The 20,861-nt window shown below is 50.4% G+C and carries 14 protein-coding genes; 9 read left to right on the top strand and 5 right to left on the bottom strand.

Annotation, left to right across the window (positions count from 1 at the left end):
* The first annotated feature begins 442 nt into the window (after positions 1-442).
* Complete coding sequence (locus tag BLU57_RS04165) at positions 443-1,021, top strand: PEPxxWA-CTERM sorting domain-containing protein (protein ID WP_176776357.1); 579 nt, start codon at positions 443-445, stop codon at positions 1,019-1,021.
* Positions 1,022-1,102: 81 nt separating this feature from the next.
* Here the strand turns inward: BLU57_RS04165 and BLU57_RS04160 are convergent, their stop codons facing one another.
* Complete coding sequence (locus BLU57_RS04160) at positions 1,103-1,492, bottom strand: RidA family protein (RefSeq protein WP_090316630.1); 390 nt, start codon at positions 1,490-1,492, stop codon at positions 1,103-1,105.
* A gap of 109 nt (positions 1,493-1,601) precedes the next feature.
* On the opposite strand from BLU57_RS04160, the gene sbcB reads away from it, so the two are divergent.
* Positions 1,602-3,032, top strand: coding sequence for an exodeoxyribonuclease I (sbcB, locus tag BLU57_RS04155; RefSeq protein ID WP_090316627.1), 1,431 nt, complete (start codon positions 1,602-1,604; stop codon positions 3,030-3,032).
* 97 nt (positions 3,033-3,129) lie between these two features.
* Here the strand turns inward: sbcB and BLU57_RS04150 are convergent, their stop codons facing one another.
* Positions 3,130-4,137: an STAS-like domain-containing protein gene (locus tag BLU57_RS04150; protein WP_090316624.1), complete on the bottom strand. Its 1,008-nt coding sequence runs from the start codon at positions 4,135-4,137 to the stop codon at positions 3,130-3,132.
* A gap of 214 nt (positions 4,138-4,351) precedes the next feature.
* Between BLU57_RS04150 and ilvA the strand changes: the two genes are divergently transcribed.
* The 7 genes from ilvA to BLU57_RS04115 all read left to right on the top strand — a co-directional run bounded on the left by ilvA (position 4,352) and on the right by BLU57_RS04115 (position 17,596).
* Positions 4,352-5,863, top strand: coding sequence for a threonine ammonia-lyase, biosynthetic (ilvA, locus tag BLU57_RS04145; RefSeq protein ID WP_090316619.1), 1,512 nt, complete (start codon positions 4,352-4,354; stop codon positions 5,861-5,863).
* 451 nt (positions 5,864-6,314) lie between these two features.
* Positions 6,315-7,181: an XrtB/PEP-CTERM-associated transcriptional regulator EpsA gene (gene epsA / locus BLU57_RS04140; RefSeq protein WP_090316614.1), complete on the top strand. Its 867-nt coding sequence runs from the start codon at positions 6,315-6,317 to the stop codon at positions 7,179-7,181.
* Positions 7,182-7,682: 501 nt separating this feature from the next.
* Entirely contained in the window at positions 7,683-8,486 is an 804-nt protein-coding gene (locus BLU57_RS04135; RefSeq protein WP_090316611.1) for an FxDxF family PEP-CTERM protein, read from the top strand.
* 215 nt (positions 8,487-8,701) lie between these two features.
* A complete protein-coding gene (locus BLU57_RS04130; protein ID WP_090316666.1) occupies positions 8,702-9,877 on the top strand; it encodes a PEP-CTERM sorting domain-containing protein in 1,176 nt (391 codons plus the stop codon).
* Positions 9,878-10,159: 282 nt separating this feature from the next.
* On the top strand, positions 10,160-12,265 hold the full coding sequence (locus BLU57_RS04125) for a methyl-accepting chemotaxis protein (protein ID WP_090316606.1): 2,106 nt from the start codon (positions 10,160-10,162) through the stop codon (positions 12,263-12,265).
* 40 nt (positions 12,266-12,305) lie between these two features.
* Positions 12,306-16,826: a hybrid sensor histidine kinase/response regulator gene (locus BLU57_RS04120; RefSeq protein WP_090316603.1), complete on the top strand. Its 4,521-nt coding sequence runs from the start codon at positions 12,306-12,308 to the stop codon at positions 16,824-16,826.
* Positions 16,827-16,888: 62 nt separating this feature from the next.
* Positions 16,889-17,596 (top strand): NlpC/P60 family protein, encoded by a 708-nt coding sequence (locus tag BLU57_RS04115; protein ID WP_256206095.1) that lies wholly within the window; start codon positions 16,889-16,891, stop codon positions 17,594-17,596.
* 170 nt (positions 17,597-17,766) lie between these two features.
* Here the strand turns inward: BLU57_RS04115 and BLU57_RS16425 are convergent, their stop codons facing one another.
* From BLU57_RS16425 to BLU57_RS04100, 3 genes are all read right to left on the bottom strand, one after another.
* Entirely contained in the window at positions 17,767-18,777 is a 1,011-nt protein-coding gene (locus tag BLU57_RS16425; RefSeq protein WP_090316596.1) for a PEP-CTERM sorting domain-containing protein, read from the bottom strand.
* A gap of 469 nt (positions 18,778-19,246) precedes the next feature.
* On the bottom strand, positions 19,247-20,464 hold the full coding sequence (locus BLU57_RS04105) for a class II fructose-bisphosphate aldolase (RefSeq protein ID WP_090316593.1): 1,218 nt from the start codon (positions 20,462-20,464) through the stop codon (positions 19,247-19,249).
* A 33-nt stretch (positions 20,465-20,497) separates the two neighbouring features.
* Positions 20,498-20,845, bottom strand: coding sequence for a hypothetical protein (locus BLU57_RS04100; protein WP_090316591.1), 348 nt, complete (start codon positions 20,843-20,845; stop codon positions 20,498-20,500).
* Positions 20,846-20,861: the final 16 nt, after the last annotated feature.

Below are 20,861 nucleotides of genomic sequence, written 5' to 3'. Positions count from 1 at the left end.
TTCCTGACGATCCAATAATGTTAAGCGAGTGCGTTTGTGTATCTTCATCTACAGTATTCTCCTGAATACTGTAAACAACGCTAGGGATTCTTACAATTGATATCTAGTACGGTTGTACTAATTCTTGGAAATGAAATATAGAACAGCTGTACTGGGAAAAAGGTAGTGATTTCCCATTTCCATAAGTGGTGTGAGGAGTTAGCCTACCGGTGTGTATGCGAATATACACAGGAAGAAGGGATTTATTTGTAAGATATTGAAAGAAATAGCTTCTTCTGTATTGTCTGCGATTTAATTCATTACGAGAGTGAACGGATCCAGAGTTGCCGGATTCTGCTACACGTCGTGGAAACTAAAAGACAAGCAGTATTTAATGAGGTGTCTTATTTCCTGGGGTGAGGTTCATTGTCTACTGCTTATTATAAATATGGGGATCATAAAAATGAAATTACATCACTTAGCTTTTGTTGCAATGGCAGCCTTATTTTCAAATAACGCGATGTCATTAGGTACTGCCACGATTCATCTGAATGGCGGTGATTATATTCAATCTGGAACGGTGGTCAATACATCAAGTGTAGGCATTGACATTGTCCAAGTCGTTTACGATTTGGGCACACAGGCCGATGGTATTGCGATTTGGGAAATCAATAGCAGCACAGGCACACATTCAAATTTCCTGACCGGTAACTGGTACTCAACCGAAACATGGGGTGGTCTGACTGTTGGCAGCGGTGCCAGTTTTAATTTTAGCGGTTTGGATATCGATTTGATTGAAACCGTAGTGCCACCGGTTGTGACCGGTTCTACACTCGGCGGTCCAAGCAGTTTAGCTCATGCAAGCGTTAGCGTTTTCTTCAGTGACGGTTCTTTCGGCACTGCAAGTCTGGTGCAGCAAGATTGGACTCTCAGTCAGGATCTCGTCATCGGTGCTGTTCCGGAACCTGAAACCTATGCCATGCTGATCGCTGGTTTAGGATTGCTGGGTTTTGCCGCTCGCCGCAGACAACAAAACGTTTAATCGGAAATAAGCTGTAAAAAGGAGCGCTCGTTCATTCGAGAGCTCCTTTTTATTTTTTTCGATCAGGAAATACAAATGTCATTAAGCTCCGGTGCTGCGATACGCCGTTACCTGAATTTCGATTTTCATGCGTGGATCGGATAGCCCCGCAGTCAGCATCATGGCGGATGGTCTGACATCACCCAGGTACTTGCGCATCACAGGCCAGCATTTTTCGAAATCCTCCGCCTCGGGAAATACATATGTAACTCGCACCACCTCTTTCATGCTTGAACCCGCTTGCTGCAATGCTGCTTCGATATTTTTGAAGCATTGCTCCGCTTGCTCCGATAAATCATCGGAAATGGTCATCTTGCTGTAATCGAAACCGGTTGTGCCGGATACCAGAATCCAGTTATCCGCGACCACAGCGCGTGAATAGCCGATTTCCTTCTCAAATGTAGAGCCAGAACTGATGAGTTTTGTTGCCATGTTGTGTCATCCTTGTGATTAGGTTTGAAATTTTTTGCGTAAGATACCACTATAATTGCGCAACGAACCAGTTTTTTACCGGCACCATCATCTAAATCCACCCACACCCATGGCTACCACATTCTACTGGCATGACTATGAAACTTTCGGCGCCGATCCCAGGCGCGACCGGCCCGCGCAATTTGCTGGCGTGCGCACCGATGAAGCGCTGAACGAAATCGGTGAGCCATTGGTAATTTATTGCAAACCGGCGCGCGATTACCTGCCGCATCCGGAAGCTTGCCTGCTCACCGGAATTACGCCGCAGCTTGCCGACGAACGTGGACTGTTGGAACCCGAATTCATTGCGCGCATTCACGCGCAGTTTGCGCAACCCGGCACCTGCGGTGTCGGCTATAACTCGCTGCGTTTCGATGATGAAGTCACGCGCTTCACGCTGTATCGTAATTTCTACGATCCGTATGCGCGCGAGTGGCAGCAAGGCAATTCGCGCTGGGACATCATCGATCTGGTGCGCATGACGTATGCGTTGCGTCCGAATGGCATCGTCTGGCCACAACATGAAGAAGGTCAGCCGAGCTTCAAGCTGGAGCATTTGGTGGCCGCCAACGGCATCGTGCACGAATCCGCACACGATGCTTTGTCCGATGTGCGCGCTACCATTGCCTTGGCACGCCTGCTGCGCACGCAGCAACCGCGCTTGTACGACTGGCTGCTGCAACTGCGCGATAAACGCAAGGCGGCAGCACAGCTTGATCTGATCACACACAACCCGGTGTTGCACACCACGCGCATGTATCCGGCTAAAACCGGCTGCACATCGCTGGTCATGCCGCTCATCACCGAACTGGGAAACAACAACAGCGTACTGGTGTATGACTTGCGCCACGATCCGGAAATGTTTTTATCGCTTGATGCAGACGAACTGAGTCAATTGCTGTTTACCCGTAACGATGATTTGCCGGAAGGCACGCAGCGGTTGCCGGTCAAATCGATAAAAATCAACAAATGCCCGGCGCTGGCGCCGCGCAATACGCTGGATCATGAGGCCGCCGAACGCATCGCGCTCGATCTGGATGCGTGTTATCGCCACTGGCAAACCCTGTGTGCAGTACCTGATTTCTTTCAGCGCGTGGCCACTGCGTATACCAGCCGCACGTTCGAGTCTTCCGGTGATGTCGACGTGGCCTTGTATGACGGCTTTCTGGACAACGCGGATGCTGGGTCATTAGCTCAGATCCGGCGCGCTTCACCAAAACAACTGGCCAAAATGCGCTTTGATTTTCATGATCAGCGCTTGCCCGAACTGCTGTTCCGCTACCGTGCACGTAACTGGCCGGAAACCTTGACGCCGGAAGAGATGGAGCGATGGGAGCAGATGCGCTTGCAACGTTTGACGCAAAGCGATGGGAATATGACTTTTGCTGAATTTTCTGCGCAGATTGCGGTATTGCGGAAAGCGCATGAAACTGATGATAGCGCTCAGCAGATACTGGAAGCATTGGATGCATGGAAAGATTTGCTAGGTATTTTAGATTGAAATATGCCTCATTCGCAGTGAAATCAAACGCATTATGCAAAAGTGACAATTCTGCTATTTGTGTACCGTGTCTATATTGGGATGCGGATATGAAACATTATCCTGACTTCGCTCGCGATACCATATCTTTCACGGCGGGTGTCATGTTGACCGGTACTAGCTTAGTGTCTTTATGAGTATTCTGAAACACTCGGAATACCTCATCAGAGAAGGCTTGCCCAATTTCTTCCACCCCCGTGAAGTCAAGGAAGACAGTCTTGAATTTCTCAAAGCGGAATATAAGTCTTTTAGCCTGTGATCTGGATACGAGTTTCTCACCCTCGTATTGGCCTAATCGAACAGGAACAATTGTTTTGGCGAATGTGTATTCTTCAGGCGACGCGAATTTATCAAAAATTTCTTTTGTCGTGCGGGTGCAGTCATTCATCAATTGCATGACTACCAGCGTACCCGGTGCATTTTTGGGGCGCTCGATCAATACATCGTTTAATCCATCTTCATGCATAAAATAAAGATTCCCGGATCGAATATCAAAAAGATCAAATACTTTGCTGGAAAAGAATATCCCTTCTCCCGAATGATGCGCCGGATCCGTAGTGAATTTTCCCTTTGCCAGTTCTAATATTGCTTCGCGCGGATCATACAGATTAAGCGCTTTCTGAATTTTATTGAAGATACCTTCGCCGTCATCGGCGACCCAAGCTTGGGTATATAAAGCATTCCTAACTATCCAGACTGAGATTTTATTGGCGGCGGAATGGTCAATCGCATTGTTTACCATTTCGGTAAAACCATAATTCCAGATATCGCGTACATTTTGAGGCAAGTCTGTCACCAATGGCAGGAATAGCGATGACCAAACTCTATCCTCGCATAAACCTTCCCTACCATATTCTCTGTGAGAGCGGCTTAGCTCAGCAAGCGCATATTCAATACCCCTACCGGCACCCTGTTTCGTAATTAATCCTGTCGAAGCGGCAGTCCGCAATCTTGTGCTTGCAGCCTGACGTGATATACCTAAGGCACTGGCAAGTCTGCTGGAAACATTTTTTCCGTTATCAGAAACTAGCTTCAGTAGGATTCGAGTGGATTCATTAATTGACATTTGACGTATTATACGTAAAGGTTGTATGGATTAATTGTAAATTCATCGGTAAATAAATGTAAACATTTAATGATGCAAATAGAAATATAAAAATTCAGAATTCAAACTTAGATGCTACCGATAACTTCAACAAAGATCATGTAACTCTCGATCATGCTAAAATCCCGTCGCGTTTCTTGATTAAAAAATTCGCCTGGATTTAATACTTCCCACCATGAAAAACAATTACCTTGAAAGAATACTAACCGCACAGGTTTACGATGTGGCGATCGAGAGTCCGCTGGAGCTTGCTGCCAATTTATCCGGGCGCATTCATAATCAGGTGTTGTTGAAACGGGAGGATTTGCAGCAGGTTTTTTCTTTCAAGTTGCGCGGTGCGTATAACAAAATGATCAAGTTAGCGCCCGCGGTGCGCAATCGCGGCGTGATTGCCGCTTCTGCCGGTAATCATGCGCAAGGCGTGGCGCTGGCTGCCAAAAGGCTCAATTGTTCCGCTACCATCGTGATGCCGGTGACCACGCCGCAAATCAAGGTGAATGCTGTCATGGGACATGGCGCTACGGTCGCTTTGCATGGCGATTCGTATAACGATGCGTATGAGCATGCGATCCAGCTGGCTGAGGAAGAACAAGCCACGTTTGTACATCCGTACGATGATCCGGATGTGATCGCCGGGCAAGGGACCGTCGGCATGGAAATCCTGCGCCAGCATACCGGGCCGATTCATGCCATTTTTGTGCCGATCGGCGGCGGCGGGCTGATCGCCGGGATTGCGGCGTATGTAAAACGGCTATATCCGAAAATCAAAATCATTGGGGTTGAGCCGGTCGACGCCGATGCCATGTACCGCTCGCTGCAAAGCGGTCGCCGGGTCAAACTGGCGCAAGTGGGCTTGTTTGCCGATGGCGTGGCGGTGCGGCATGTCGGTAAGGAAACCTTCCGCTTGTGCCGCGAACTGGTCGACGAAGTGATTCTGGTCGATACCGACGCCATTTGCGCGGCAGTCAAGGATGTGTTCGAAGATACGCGCACGATTCTGGAACCTTCCGGCGCGCTGTCGATTGCCGGTATCAAAACGTATGTCGCGCGCGAGAAAATCCTGCATAAAACGCTGGTCGCGATCGCATCCGGTGCCAATATGAATTTCGATCGCTTGCGTCACATTTCCGAACGCGCGGAAATCGGCGAGCAGCGCGAGGCGGTGATGTCGGTGGCGATTCCCGAGCACCCCGGCAGTTTCAAGAAATTCTGCAATTTACTCGGGACTAAGAGCATTACCGAATTCAATTACCGTTATGCCGATCCGAAAGTCGCGCATGTGTTTGTCGGCGTATCGGTGCGCAATCAGGAAGAAACGCAGCAACTGATCAAAGAGTTAAAACAGAGCGGTCTGGCCACGGAAGACATGAGCAACAACGAGATGGCCAAGCTGCATGTGCGCCATTTGGTCGGCGGACGGGCGCAGGCGGTTAAGGATGAAATCATCTACCGCTTCGAATTTCCCGATCGTCCCGGCGCATTGATGAATTTCCTGAACAACCTGAGCCATAATTGGAATATCAGCCTGTTTCACTACCGCAATCACGGCGCTGACTATGGCCGCGTGCTGATCGGCATCCAGGTGCCGCCGGAAGAGAAATCCAGCTTCAGGGCTTTTCTTGATCAGTTGGGTTACCACTATTGGGACGAAACCAAGAATCCCGCGTATAAATTGTTTCTTGGGTGATTCCAAATAATCTAAAAATCTGTTTCAAATGCGGCCTTGTGGATTATAAATCCAGCTATCCGGTACGCCTGTAAAGTCACAGGTCCGCTTGTTTTCCACGCACGGAAATATAAACCTCATTTCATCCCTCGAAACTGCATGACCCGATTGTAAATGGGCAGCTGCCACGCGGACAGTATCCGTTATTCATATGGAATTCTGTGACAATATGCCGCATTGACGCCGCTGGCACGCCCGCATAACAATGCGTGAATACTCATCATATCCGGTTGAAATTCTCGCCCCTCTATAGCGGTAATCCTGATGCGATGTCGGCGGGCTATTGGATTGCTGAAAGACATGATGAGTGAGCAAAGAAAAGCGGCCGCGAGTGACTGCATTCAACCTCATCAAACAATAACTGCGGATTACCTTGAATTGATAGCGATACTCCTCTGGCGGATTGTTTCACATGAATGCTTTACCTTCGGTATTTGACGGAAGTTTAGAGCTTTACTTCAATGTTGTCCGGGAAGGAATTGCCGTGCGCAGTCATTATGACTTATTGAAATGGCTGCAAGGAGATGTGCAGCGCTACCTCCCGCATAAGATCATGCTTGCGGTCTGGATGAGTCCCGGCGCGAATCCGGTTGAATACGATGTTGTTTCGGTACTGCCGGGAGTCAGAACGGGTTTTCTACATTCGGAAAGACTTTTAACCTTGCAACGAGAGCTTTATAGCCTATGGATCACGTCCGGTAATGCGCCTTACCGGCAAAGTCTTGATGCGTGCGATTTTCGATGCGGCGACTCCAGGTCGCTATGCAGCATTGGAGAAGTATGCCGCAGCATGCGGTCTTTGCTCGTGCACGGTGTTAGTGACGAGCGTGCTGGTCGAGATTGTCTCTATATAATATTCAGTGCAAATGATAGTTTCGATGCCGCTGCACTGAGCGTTATGGAGAATCTGCTGCCTTACCTTGACACCGCTTTGCGCCGGATCACACCCTTGGTCCGTCAGCGTGAGGTAGCCCTCCCTCCGGCAGATTTACCACAAAGCAGAAAGAAGTACGGATTGAGCATGCGCGAGACCGAAATACTCGACTGGGTCAGATTGGGTAAAACAAATTCTGAAATTGCTTGCATACTGGAGATCAGTGCCTATACGGTGAAAAACCACCTGCAAAGTATCTTCAGAAAATTGGATGTCTTCAATCGCGTGCAAGCCATTACCAAAGTTGGTCCGGCTCCGGTCATCGTTAATCCCGCATCCTTATTTCCGCCTGCTACTACTTCGCGACACCGTGCTCAAGTCCGGTCAATAAAACAGTTATCCTAGGGAAACGCTGATTAATTGACTACACGAGCGAATCACTTCGTTGCGCGGTACTCGCTCCCTTGCCTATCTTGTTGATATGTCTCGGTTGCTGTGTTACGTGCGCATCGTGCTTCATCTCGTTCGCCGAATTAATCTGTGTTTCCCTAGCAATCTCGGTTGATTATTTGCAGCGATAATTCAGCAGACTTCAATAAATCCTTCCACGCTTGATTGTTCGTCCATCTGCTTCGGGAATCACACGCTTTCCATCTTCCAATTGCGATTCCTAGGATTGTCCGGATGTGATTCGATGCTTCCCGTGAGACTCCAATCAATTGCGCTTCCCGCATGCCCCAACAGTAATCCGCTCGTAGTCAATAGTCATCTCGGACTATTGTGAGAGAAAGATGGACTCGCGCATGCTATCGAACGACTGGAAGCAGTCATTCTCAATACATCGTCGTAGTCTTGCCTGAAAAGGGCGAGCTTTCTCTTACACAGGATATAAAGGATAGAAGACTCATGAGACATTCACTTAACTATGCATTGGTTCTTGCCGGTCTGGTCGCGGGATTCGTTTCTGTGCCTGTCAAGGCGCACATTTTTACACATGATTTCGGCGTTTTCGATGGTTCCACCGGCGCAACGGCAACCATCCTGAGCGGCGTTTCCGGCAATTACGGCTGGATCGACGGTACCGATGCCGATTGGGGCGATACGCACAAGCTATCGGTTTATCAGTTCACACTCACCGGTGCTGCCGATGTGCAACTTTCGTTTGAACAAGCGGTTGCCTTGGGTGGCCGCAACGGACTCAACCCGGGCTTCTCGCTCTATTCGGGACTTGTGCATGACCCGGCTTCGCCAGGCGGTCCGGATCACGATTTCTCCGCCGGATCGATATTCATCCGTGACACGGATAGCGGCGGCGCGGTTACCGAAGGTGCATTCAGGGCGTTGCACGACTGGCGGATTACCAATGAATCCGATCCGGCGGTTGTTCCACCGAGTGTCCTTACCTATATCGGTCACGCGTACGATGGCAGTCAGGACTACGGCACGGGTGTCATTCCCGGTGGCGATGGTTTGCTGGATCATAAGGTTACCCAGACTTTCCATTTGGCTGCGGGCGATTACACCGTATTCGCCGGTGGCAGCGATTATGCCAGTCAATTAGCGGCGGTGAAGAGCCTGGGTGTCAGCGGCACGCTCTCGGTGATCTCGGCGGTTCCTGAGCCGGAGACTTATGCCATGTTGCTGGCGGGATTGGGCTTGGTCGGCGCGCTGACCCGTCAGCGCAATACGGCTGGCAAACCCCGGGAATAAGATTTTACGAGGTGATCTCTGAGGAACTCCTATGCGCAGTCATGCTGTGTTGAGATCAAGTGCGGAATGCTCATTTACCCCTTGAGAACTGCGCTTTTTAACCCGACTCCGCCTTGTCTGACTGCTGTTATTTTTCTCAGAATTTCCCTAGCTTTTTATTGTTTACTGCGAAGGACAAATGCGTTCTTCCACGCCAAATTTTTAAAGGAAAAACTATGAAATCTGAAACGATCCGATATTTCAACGTCAAGTATGCCGGTTTAATTGCGGCTGGCATTCTGTTGCTGGCCATTAACCGGGCCGATGCGGCTGGTTACGTTTTCCACGATCTAGGCACCGCAGGCGGACCTTGGTCCAATGCGCTCGCCATCAATAACGCCGGGCAGATCACCGGCGACAACAGCCGCGGAACTTCCACCCGGGATGACGGCGAGATTCTAACGATATGGCATGGCACCACCATGACCACCAACGCTACCAGCGGTATGGACAGCCGTGGCTGGAGCATTAACGCTTCAGGCGCGGTGACGGGTGGCTTCGCGGACCGTGGCTTCTGGTTCTTTTCTTCAACTTGGAACGCTGCCGGTGTGCGAACCGATCTCGGCGATTTAGCAGGGCGCAAAGACGAATTCTGGAGTGTGGGGGAAGGCATTAACGATCTCGGGCAAATTGTCGGAGCTGCGGTTGCAGCTGATAAAAGTTCCTTTAAACCGTTACTCTGGGACAACAGTACGACACCCACTGTGCTGAACACGCTCGGCGGGCAAACGGGTGAAGCATTCGGAATCAACAACGCCGGACTCGCCGTTGGCAATAGTTTTACCAGCGGGGATACTGCCAGCCATGCAACGTTATGGAATATCAACAATGGTTCGGCTACTGATCTTGGCACGCTCGGCGGCATCGATAGCAGTGCGCTGGCTATCAATGCCAGCGGGCAAATTGCCGGGTGGAGTTATCTCGCCGGTGATTTCGAGCAACATGTCACATTCTGGAACGGTTCCAGCCTAATCGATCTGGGTACATTGGGCGGCCCGAACAGTCAAGCGCTCGCCCTCAACAGTCTGGGGCAAGTAACCGGTTGGAGCGAATTGGCGGACGGCTCGCAGCATGCAACATTCTGGGATGGTAGCGTGCTGATCGACTTGAACAGTTTGCTGGATCCCGCACTGGTCAGCGCTGGCTGGGTACTAAAGGAAGCGGCTGGTATCAACGATCACGGTGAAATTGTCGGTACGGCGGTCAATCATCTTTTAGGTATTGATCAGGGGCATGCCTTTTTGCTATCTCCTGTTCCGGAACCTGAAACCTATGGCATGTTGCTGGCAGGCTTGGGCTTGATCGGTGCTGCGGCTCGCCGTCGTAAAGAAACCGGCAAACATCGAAGGTAAAGTTTCGCTAGTTTCCTTTTTCAGTTGCAAAGAACGGATGAATTCATCCGTTCTTATTTTAAACACCGCGAGCAGGCTGTTCTCGTTCTGCCCTGCAATCAATTGAATTTTTTGGTATAAAGTTCTATAGATTCATAAAAAACATTGTTTTACAGGTCTTATCCTGTCTTTGATTAAGCACTCCAGCAGTTAAGCTGTCGTCCGGTATTTCCCCTGTCTGATGCCGTTTATTTTTGAAAAGAACGGACATTCAGAAAGTCTGACTTCAAGCTGGAGAACACAATGGAAGACAATTTTTCTAAATTCGGATTGCCAACCGGTTTGGTTGCGTTAGGTAAGAAGTTGCCGGTGCTTGCGGCGCCCGCAAAGAAAAATATTCCCAAGGATGCTGCGCTGGTAAACAACAGCTGGGTGCTGGGTGGCGTCGTGATGTTTTTCACTGTGCTGTTGTTGATGACGCTAACAATCAGTGTGCGCCAAGCCAGACAGAATGCGATTCAGCCGGAGTTGGCCGCGCAGTTGCAAATTCAGCATGCGCATATCGCCAATGCCCTACAACAAGCGTTGTTTGGCGAAGCAACAGCCTTCACCCGGTTGCGCGATAGCCGCCAGCAATTCAATCATGACATTTCACTGTTATTGCAAGGCGGTTCGTATCGCGGCACAACCGTGGCAGTTGCGGATGATTCATTAGCGCCTGGCTTGCACACTTATTTCAGAAACTGGCAACTGGAAGATCAAAGGATCGATTTGATTCTGAATCAGCAGGAACCTCTAATACGGCTCAACAACAGCATCAAAGCGGTCAATAATGCACACAGCCAGTTGGCGAGACGTATTGATGAACTGATCAATCGCATGACGGAAGCCGGAAATCTGTCCCAAGAAATACGTACCGTGGAAACGATCAAAATACATGCGCGCACCGTGGCCAAAAATGTGAAGACGCTGCTGCCGCTCGAGTCGCCGCTGGCGGAAATCACTGCGCAACTGGCGCAGGATCATGCGCAAGTTGCCGCGATGATCCAAACCCTGAGTCAAGGCAATCATGGTCTTGGTGCGATTTCCAGCAAGCATGAAGTCATCCAGGATCTGTTATCGCATGCGTATGCGCAATTGAGAAAATTTGACGAGCATTTACATATCATCCGCAAAGAAATTCCTGTCGCGCTGACGATGGAATCCGCAATCGACGAGATTGTGAACAGCCATGCTGCGATGCAGGAACAAGCCGCAACGCTCGACGATGAAATACAACAGCAAAACAGTCATTCCGCGCTGCTGCTGAATACGCTGGCAATGATCCTGGCTGCCTGTGCCGTGCTGGCACTGGTCTTGTTAATCCGGTCGGTGCGCCGCAATACCTATCATCAGGATCTGGCCAACCGCAATGAAGTCGAAAAAGCGCAAAAAGCGATTGTGACACTGTTAGATGACATGAAAAGAATCGCCGACGGCGATCTGACGGTGCGTACCGACATCACTAACCATATGACCGGTGCAATTGCTGACGCCATCAACAGTACCATCGAGGAATTGCACACACTGGTGGAACAGGTCAATCAGGCGGGTGCGCTGGTGGTGAAAGCATCCCATCAGGCGCAGCAAGTTTCGTCCGGTTTGTTAACTGCGGCGCAGCAGCAAACGGATAGAATCGAACAAACCACTCTGGCGGTAGTCGGCATGACGGAATCGATCAGTGACATATCGGACATGGCCACAGAATCCGCCAAAGTCGCGAAACAATCATTGGCCGCAGCGGAGAAAGGCACACTGGCGGTGCGTGAGTCGATCGCCGGAATGAACGAAATCCGCACGCATATCCAAGATACCTCGAAACGGATTAAGCGTCTCGGCGAAAGCTCGCAGGAGATCGGCGAGATTGTCGCGTTGATCACCGACATCACCGATCAAACCAACGTGCTGGCTCTGAACGCAGCGCTGCAGGCCACCGCCGCTGGCGAAGCGGGGCACGGATTTACCGTGATTGCACAAGAAGTGCAGCGTTTGGCGGAACGGTCGGCGGAAGCGAGCAAGCAGATCAGCGAATTGATCATCACCATTCAGGGCGATACACAGGATGCCATCGCGGCGATGGAGCGCAGCACGCTCGGGGTGGCGAAAGGCGCGAAACGTTCCGACGCGGCGGGCCGGGCGCTGGAAGAAATCGAACAAGTATCTAAACAACTGGCCCAGCTGGTCACGCATATTTTTGACGTGACCAACACGCAGACACGGGCGGCGCATAAGGTGGTTGCCAATATGGAAGAAATTCTTCATATTACCCGGCAGACGACACAAGGAACGCTGAAAACCACGGGATCGATCAAACAGATCGCGGGATTCGCGTCCGAACTGAAAGCATCGGTATCCAACTTCAAGGTGTGATGTCCGTGCCGGTTTCTCTATCGATTGATGGTACAAAAATATGAGCGCGCAAGCCAAACTGAATATTGCTTCGATTATCGGGATCAAGGACGGGATTTACCAAGTCTTTGCATTGATCGACCAGAATCTGGAGGTATACAGCCAGCATCCCGGCAAGACAGATCTCATCAAGGATTGCCGCGGTTATATTCATCAGTTGGACGGTCTGCTCGAGATGCTGGGATTGACCAGCATTACCATCGTCACCGGAAAAATGGAGCAACTGGTTGAGGCGCTGATCAGTAAGAAAATTGAACCCAGTCCGCCGGTATTCGATGCGCTGAAGCAATCCACCAAGGCGCTGCTGTTTTACTTGAACGAATTGATCGATGGCGCGGAAGAGAATCCGCTACGGCTGTTCCCGGCGTATCGCGGTTTGATGCAGGTGTACGGTTTTGAAAACGCGCCCGAAAGCGATTTGTTTTTTCCCCGTTTAGCGGCCGCACCGGCATTAAAAGCCGAAGCCGCCGCTATCGACGCGGCTGCCGCCAAGATTCTGGCCAAACAATTGGGTGCCGAGTATCAAGCCGGTTTGCTGAAGTGGCTGCGCGATCCATCGAATCAGGACGGCTTGCGGCAAATGGCCGCCGTGGCGGATAAAATCGAGGCGTTTCCGGGAACTACCGATGCGCGTGCATTCTGGTGGGTGACGGCCGGTTTTCTGGAAGATTTGCTGCAACTGGACAGTAGCCAGATCGATTTGCCGGTTCGCCGTCTGTGCGGAAAGATTGAGCAAACCATCCGCCATTTGGCGGCGGGTACGACCGGTAACACGTCCATGTTAATGCGCGAATTGCTGTACCACATCGCGCATAGCGAATCGGACAGCGCGCGCATCAATGCGATCAAGCACAGCTATACCTGGCCCGGTCAAACCAAGGATCAGGATACGCCGACATTCGAACAATCGGAAACGTTGCGTCCCATATTGGACAGGTTGCGCGATACGTTGATGCAGGCGAACGATATCTGGCGCGAGTTCTGTGCCGGGCATCAGGAGAGCCTGGTTACATTATTGGAATACGTTGACTGGCTCAGCCATCAAGCGCGGCAAACGGAGTGCGCGCCACTGGTGAAATTAATCGATGCCATTGGCGATACGGTGACCTACTTGCACGATCATCCGCAGGAAACGAGTGAAGAGCTGGCGATGGAAATGGCCACGGCACTACTGCTGGTTGAAAGCATTATTGACGATTTCTATAAGCTGCCTGACGATCTGCCGTACCAGATCGACGTGATTGATTCCCGTCTGCACGGCATTACGACGGGCGATATCCAGATCGGCGAATTGCCGCCGGCACCGACATTTAAAGTGCTGGATGGCAAAACACAGGAACAAGAATTATTGGCGCAGGTGGCGCAGGAAATTCTGACGAATCTGGCGCACATCGAAAGCATTCTGGATAAATTCTTTTTTGAACCCGCCCAGCGTTCGGAATTGCCGCTGCTGCCGGATTTGTTCAAGCAGGTCTCCGGTACCTTGGTTATGCTGGATCTGGAGCGTGCGCATACGCTGCTGCATCATTGCCACGGTCTGGTTGAAAAACTATCGAAGCCAGGTTATGAGATTGTCGAAACCGAACAAGTTCTGCTCGTCGACGGATTGAGCAGCTTGGGTTTCTACATCGAAGCATTGCGTAGCGGGCAACCCGATAGCGAGCAGATTGTCGAGGAAGCCATCAAGCTGTTCCAGATCGCCGCTAATGCAACCAATGCAACCCATGCAACCCCGCCGTTGCAAACGGCTACGCAACCTGCCGCCGTGCTAAATGCGGATACTGCACCCGCTGCGGCGGTGAGTGACGCGATCGATCCCGAGCTGCTCGGTATATTCCTGGAAGAAGCGGGTGAAGTGCTGGCGGGTATTGCCGGTGATGTGCGCAAATGCCGCATCAATCCAATCGATCAAGAAGCGCTGGCGAGTGCGCGGCGCGGATTTCACACGTTGAAAGGCAGCGGCCGCATGGTCAGGCTCGATGATCTGAGTGAAGTGGCCTGGAATCTGGAGCAAGTGCTGAATCTTTGGTTAAATGAAAAAAGATCCGCTTCCGATCCGCTGCTCGACTTGGTTGACCAAACTTGCCAAGCGTATGGCGGATGGTGTGATGATCTACGCGAACACGGCGTAGCCGAGGTTGATGCGGACGCAATACTGCGAGCGGCACAAGAACTGCTGACGCGCGTCAAAACTGTTGCAGTACCCCTGGTTCCAGACGAACCGGTTCAGACGGCTCAGCCGGAACAGTTACCGCACGCTGCCGCACCGGCAGATCGGATCAATCCGGAATTGCTGGCGGTATTTCTGGAAGAAACGCACGACATCATTCCGCGCATGGGCGCAAAACTGCGTGCGTGGCGCATGTTGCCGCAAGACGAGGATATCCATCATGCATTGCTGCGTTTGCTGCATACCCTGAAAGGTAGCGCGCGCATGGCGGGCGCCATGCAACTGGGTGAATTGATTCATGCGATGGAAAGCCATGTGGAAACGGCTTTCCGCGAGCGCAATATTTCCGATGCCGCGCTGGATCAGCTGGAAAGTGAATTTGACGCGATCAGCGGCGAGATTGAACAGCTTCAGCGCGATGAAAGCGCTGCTACTCCAGCAAGCGATGCACTGACTGCCGCAGCCGTGGCGATCGCCGAACTGGCCCAACCGCCCGCCGAAGCCACCGGGTTGCTGCAATCCAAAACATTGCTGCGTATCAATTCCGAGTTGATTGACCGCCTCGTCAACGATGCCGGAGAAGCCAGCATTCTGCGCTCAAAAATCGAGGCGCAGCTGAACAATTTCAAGCAATCCTTGCAGGATTTGACGGAAAGTACACATCGCTTGCACGATCAGTTGCGCGAAGTGGAAATCCAGGCGGAAACGCAAATGCAATCGCATCTTGTCCATCAACAGGAAAGCGAACCGGCATTTGATCCGCTCGAATTTGACCGCTTCTCGCGCTTCCAGGAATTGACCCGGCTGATGGCGGAAAGCGTCGATGACATCATCAGCGTGCAAAAAAGCTTGCGGACCACGCAGATTGCTGCTGAGGAAGCGGTTGCGCAGCAAGCGGTGATGAACCGGCAGTTGCAGCAATCGTTGCTGCAAATCCGTACCATCCCGTTCAGTAACTATGCCGAACGTTATTACCGTATCGCCCGGCAAGTGGCCGAGGATTTGGGCAAAAAGGCCAGCCTCGAGATTCACGGTGCCGATGTTGAAATTGATCGCAATGTACTGGAGAAAATCAACCCGCCGCTGGAACATCTGCTGCGTAATGCCATCGCCCATGGTATCGAAGAGCCGGGGGAAAGACAGCGGCTCGGCAAATCCGAAACCGGACAAGTCGAAATCCGGCTGCGTCAGGAAGGTAACGAAGTGACCATCACGTTGAGCGACGATGGCCGCGGCCTGAATTTGCCGCGCATTCGCGAGGAAGCGCAGCAGCTGGGTCTGATCCGCAGCGATGCGGTGCTTGGCGATGACAAGGTGATGTCGCTGATTTTCATGCCCGGCTTGTCGACCACCGATTCGGTGACGGGAATAGCGGGACGCGGCATTGGCCTGGATATCGTGAAGAATGAGATTACGATGCTGGGCGGGCGCATCAGCGTGGAATCCACGCCCAATCAGGGAACGGTTTTCACGATTAACCTGCCACTGACCGTATCGGTTGCGCAAACATTGATGGTTCGCACCGGCAAGCAAACCTATGCGATTCCTGCTTTTATTGTCGAACAGCAATGTGAATTCGATGCGGAAACGTTGCAGAAAATTTACCAGGATCACTGTGTTACCCTCAATGGAAAAACCTATCCATTTGCACATCTGTCGCATTTGCTGGGTGAATCCGGCGTTGTGCCGGAAACCGCTAAACGCAGTCAGGTCTTGTTCCTGCATAGTGGTACCCAGCATCTGGCGGTACATGTCGACGAATTGCTCGGCAGCAACGAAGTAGTGGCGAAGAATATCGGCGCGCAACTGGCGCAAGCGCCCGGCGTGGAAGGCGCCACCATTACCGGTGACGGCGAAGTGATTCTGATCCTGAATCCGGTGAAATTGATGCAGCGCAGCGATGTGCAACAAGTGCTCAGTACACCGGTTACCGCGCTGACTCCGGCGAAGAAAAAGAAAACAGCCGCGCCACCCGCTGTCATGGTGGTGGACGATTCGCTGACCGTGCGCAAAGTCACCTGCCGCCTGTTGGAACGCGAAGGTTGCGATGTGCTGATCGCGAAGAATGGCGCGGAAGCGGTCGACATTCTTCAGGAAACCATTCCAGACGTCATGCTGATCGATTTGGAAATGCCGAAAATGAACGGTTTTGAATTGATCCAGAAAGTACGTGATAATCCCGCAACGGCGCATATGCCGGTGATCATCATTTCGTCGCGCACTGCGGAAAAACACCGGAAAATTGCTAAGGATCTGGGCGTTGATGTATTTCTTGGCAAACCTTACAAAGAGGATGAACTGCTTGATCATTTGTCCGACCTGATCGAGAAACGTAAGAAGTGGAAGCCGTAGAGAGAAATACTGCATAATTCCACCCTGGGCTATGTATTCAATTCATAGAAATTCCGGGAGGGATGATGGCAAGCAGTGCAGTCAAACAAATTCAACAAGCGCTGAAAAATAAAGGTTTTGATCCGGGCGAGATCGACGATATCTGGGGACGCAACACCATCGCCGTGGTGATGCAGTTTCAGCAGCGCCAGGGTCTTGAAGTGGATGGTATCGTGGGTCCGAAAACTACCGCAGCGCTTTTTTCCGGTATGCCGTCGGCTATTTCGGCGAACACCCCATTACTCCCTTGGTTTGAAGAGGCGAGGCATTTAATGGGCACGAAGGAAGTGCTCGGCAACAAGAACAATCCTGACATCATGGATTGGGCGAAGAATCTCGATATCAGTTATGCCGGTGACGATGTGCCGTGGTGTGGGTTATTCGTGGCGCATTGTGTCGGTACCACCCTGCAGCAGGAAGTATTGCCGGGAAATCCATTGGGTGCCCGGCAGTGGGAAAAATTCGGCGTCTCTACCAATCCTCGTCTGGGCGCTATCATGGTGTTCTGGCGTGAATCGCTGGCAAGCGGAAAGGGTCATGTGGGTTTCTATGCCGGTGAGGATGACGATGCCTATCAAATTCTTGGCGGGAATCAATCCGATGCCGTGTGTCTGATGTGGTTGGGCAAAGACAGATTGCGCGGCGCGCGCTGGCCTAAAACGGCCATTTCTCTGAGTACCGGTGTAGTTCTAAAAGACCGGGATGAGGGGCTGTCGGTCAACGAAGCCTGAGCTTTTTAAAATATAGCGTGAGGCTTATACCAGACGGTTTTTCAAGTATGGATGAGCGTGGTAAACGATGAGGAATAGCGAAACTATATTCAAGGAATCGAATAGTATGAATCGCTATTCCCGTAACTTAGCTGAAAATATTCCGGTTAAGTATTTTTAGCGATCAGCATTTATACCGCAGTTTCAGTATGTTGCTTTCTGCGGTATACCGAAAAACCAATTAAGCCAAGGCCAGCCAAAAGCATGGCATAGGTTTCCGGTTCAGGAATAGGTGGTGGCGGTACGCCAATTCCGCAATCAATTCCACACGATAGCCGGTAAACGCCGTCTGCAGCAGCCAGGAATAACGTACCATTCAAAACATCGGGAGCGGTGTAATCACCCCGCGTTCCGCCGCTGGCGATCAGTGTGCTGTTACCCGATACCGGATCAATTAAGACGATATCGCCGGAATTCATGTTGGCGATGATGCTGCCATTGAGTGCATCGTGGCTGGTGATCACGCCAGTGCCGTCAACGCCGAAACCGAAGCCTGGAGAATACGATGTTATAAATGCGCCGGTGGCTATGTCATAAGCGCTGATATTGCCTGAAGCCACATACGCAGTAGTACCGTCCGGTGAAACCGACACACCATCTCCAAACACACCTGAATTGATCACACGGAAGGAACCTGCGCCGCCGTCGGCCAGCGGATCAATATCGATCAAACCGGAACCGCTAGTTGCAATGATGTGACCATTGACTGGATTACCCCACATTCCCAGGTATCCGCTGGTCGTGACGCCGGTAAGCACGTGATCGACCGAGCCATCGGCAGCCATCTGGAAAAATGGACCGTAGGCTTTTCCGCCAGCCGTCGCATAACCGCCGGTGAAGGTGGATGAAGGAACCGATGTTATAGCATCAGCCAAAGTCTGATTATCGACATCGTTGAATACGTAGCGCGTACCAGAGCCAGCTACGTTCACCATGACATGGCCGCTGGCTGCGTCCATGGCTATGCCGAAAGGGCCGCTGCAGCAACCGTCGTAGCCTGGGTTCGTCGATACGAATTCTGACAGTGTGAAACCCAAAGCTACGCCATCGGCAGTTAGCGTCAACGCAGCTTGAGCTTGCGTAGTGCCTAATACACTCAACGCAATGAGTGCGGCATAATGATTTTTTTTAAAATTAAACATATTATTTACCTTTGAAAAAAGTTAAAAATATAGGCCTGTAAGCAATTTATTTATTTTTTAGAATCTCAAGTTGCTCCATATTTTTACAAACGGGCAATCATTCTTGCATTCCGCTCATCATTCATAAGATGAGATAAAAGTGTATTTTTAGAATACACTTTTGGAATTATATCGATATAAATTTTCTAGCGATATAGATTTTTTATATTCTATCGAATCTATATATGGCGGAGCTTTCTGGCTATTTATCAATGAGATGTGACTTATGTTCGCGATATGGTTACCTACGGAGCTCGCTGGCCTAGAACCGCTATTTCTCTTAACAGCAGTGTAGTTCTAAAAGGTAGGAATGAAGGCTTGTCGGTAAATGAAGCTTAATTTTTACACTTAACAGACCAACACTTGGCATATTGGGGTGTGATCCGGTTCTGACCAGAGTCGGATTTTAAAAGCCAGACGCAACTACAGGCTATGCATCTACTAATTCCTTAAACCTAAATTCCGTGTTTGATAAAGTCGGAGCAAAAGTAATACTGATTTTTTCAGGATCAATCGATCGGGATAATTGATTGAAAAAATAGATATACTCCGAATGGGATTGTAAGTTGTTGATGGCATCGGAATGGGATAGCTGAATACGCCAGCATAAGCGATACTGGTTCAATTCAGAAGGCGCCCAGCCGGAGAAAACTTGACGTACACCAGGAATAGTTGTCAAAGTTTTGCGGCTTTGTTCGATCAGGGTATCTAATTGCTGTAAGCGATGACTTTCAACGTAGCACAGGATGATCTGTTCCGCGGACTGCCAAGGACGGCACTGAATCAATACTTCTGCTGCGCGGCCTGCAGAGCCCCAAAGATGCATCCGCTGCTTGATTTGTTCAAATAGGCTCTCCGTTACTCCGTGGAGAACCTCGATATAGCCTTTTCTGGCACGCGTTTTAATATTGGAATGAATGGTTGCTGCTGCAATATCGGAAAGCTCTGTATAACAATTGATTTTGGCGACGCCATTTAAGATTAGCTTATGATATTGATCTTCAATCAAGCCGCTGCCGCCATGCAATACCAGTGGAATTCCAATTTCATCATTAATTCGTTTCAGACGTTTGAAATCGAGTTTTATCCGGCTGTGCTGACGGACATGCAGCGTGTCAATGGATACGGCGAGAAAGTCTATGCCGGTACGGTTGACATATGCTTTTGTTTCTTCGGCTGAAGTATAAATAGCTTCGCCAAGGTGATTGATCGCGTTTTCTCCTTCCAGACCACCGACAAAACCAAGCATACCCTCAATTGCAGCGCCACATGCGTGCGCTAATTCTGCGGCGCGGCTGGTTTGAGCGATATTGTCGGTAAACGATTTTGAGGAAACATCCAGCATGACACTGTTGCATCCCAAGTTAATCGCCTCGGCAATGGATTCGTGCTTTTGCGCATAGTCGAAATGAATAGCTATCGGTACTTTAGCCTGATGTGCGGCTCGTTCAACCGCTGGAATGATTAACCTGAAATCATTCGTTTTGAAGAGCGGCTCGGAAATATTAAGAATGGCGGGTGAACGGCAGGATTCGGCCGCTTTGATAATAGCTTCCAGGAAATCCAGGCTTACTAATCCAAAACCACCGATTGCGTAGTTATTTTGATAAGCATGATTCAACATATCGCGCATATCTACAAGTGGCATTTTTATCCTCAAAAATTTAGGGGCGTGAAAAAATTATTTCAATGCATAATTTTCAAGTACCTGATCCAAGTCATCCAGAGCTGAGCCCATGATAAGACCTGCATAGCTATGGTATAGCCACAATTCACAAGAAATCGGCAGATGTAAGTTACGTCGTCCACGAATCTGAAACTCGCGCCATGCCAGAATAGGTTGGTCATCTTTATTGCTATCAACACATAACCACATAGTCTTGTCTAAGATGACTTCTAATCCACGATGCTTCAGTAATGTAACTCGCAGTGGATAGCCTAATCGTAGTAGCGCAAGCCGCCCGCGGTTATAACATGCTGCTTCGATCGTTTTTGGGAAGATGCGCCAGGGTAAAGTCAGCGTTTCCATCGCTATCGAAAATATG

This window comes from Nitrosomonas oligotropha, assembly GCF_900106555.1.
GTDB classification, from domain to species: Bacteria; Pseudomonadota; Gammaproteobacteria; order Burkholderiales; family Nitrosomonadaceae; genus Nitrosomonas; species Nitrosomonas oligotropha_A.
Note: the sequence above shows the minus strand (reverse complement) of the source record. Positions and strands in the feature narration are given on the sequence as shown.

Coding starts and splice junctions, on each gene's coding strand:
- BLU57_RS04165 (WP_176776357.1), top strand. CDS start 443: ATGAAATTACATCACTTAGCTTTTGTTGCAATGGCAGCCTTATTTTCA.
- BLU57_RS04135 (WP_090316611.1), top strand. CDS start 7,683: ATGAGACATTCACTTAACTATGCATTGGTTCTTGCCGGTCTGGTCGCG.
- BLU57_RS04150 (WP_090316624.1), bottom strand. CDS start 4,137: ATGTCAATTAATGAATCCACTCGAATCCTACTGAAGCTAGTTTCTGAT.
- epsA (WP_090316614.1), top strand. CDS start 6,315: ATGAATGCTTTACCTTCGGTATTTGACGGAAGTTTAGAGCTTTACTTC.
- BLU57_RS16425 (WP_090316596.1), bottom strand. CDS start 18,777: ATGTTTAATTTTAAAAAAAATCATTATGCCGCACTCATTGCGTTGAGT.
- BLU57_RS04115 (WP_256206095.1), top strand. CDS start 16,889: ATGATGGCAAGCAGTGCAGTCAAACAAATTCAACAAGCGCTGAAAAAT.
- BLU57_RS04125 (WP_090316606.1), top strand. CDS start 10,160: ATGGAAGACAATTTTTCTAAATTCGGATTGCCAACCGGTTTGGTTGCG.
- sbcB (WP_090316627.1), top strand. CDS start 1,602: ATGGCTACCACATTCTACTGGCATGACTATGAAACTTTCGGCGCCGAT.
- BLU57_RS04105 (WP_090316593.1), bottom strand. CDS start 20,464: ATGCCACTTGTAGATATGCGCGATATGTTGAATCATGCTTATCAAAAT.
- BLU57_RS04120 (WP_090316603.1), top strand. CDS start 12,306: ATGAGCGCGCAAGCCAAACTGAATATTGCTTCGATTATCGGGATCAAG.
- BLU57_RS04130 (WP_090316666.1), top strand. CDS start 8,702: ATGAAATCTGAAACGATCCGATATTTCAACGTCAAGTATGCCGGTTTA.
- BLU57_RS04100 (WP_090316591.1), bottom strand. CDS start 20,845: ATGGAAACGCTGACTTTACCCTGGCGCATCTTCCCAAAAACGATCGAA.
- BLU57_RS04160 (WP_090316630.1), bottom strand. CDS start 1,492: ATGGCAACAAAACTCATCAGTTCTGGCTCTACATTTGAGAAGGAAATC.
- ilvA (WP_090316619.1), top strand. CDS start 4,352: ATGAAAAACAATTACCTTGAAAGAATACTAACCGCACAGGTTTACGAT.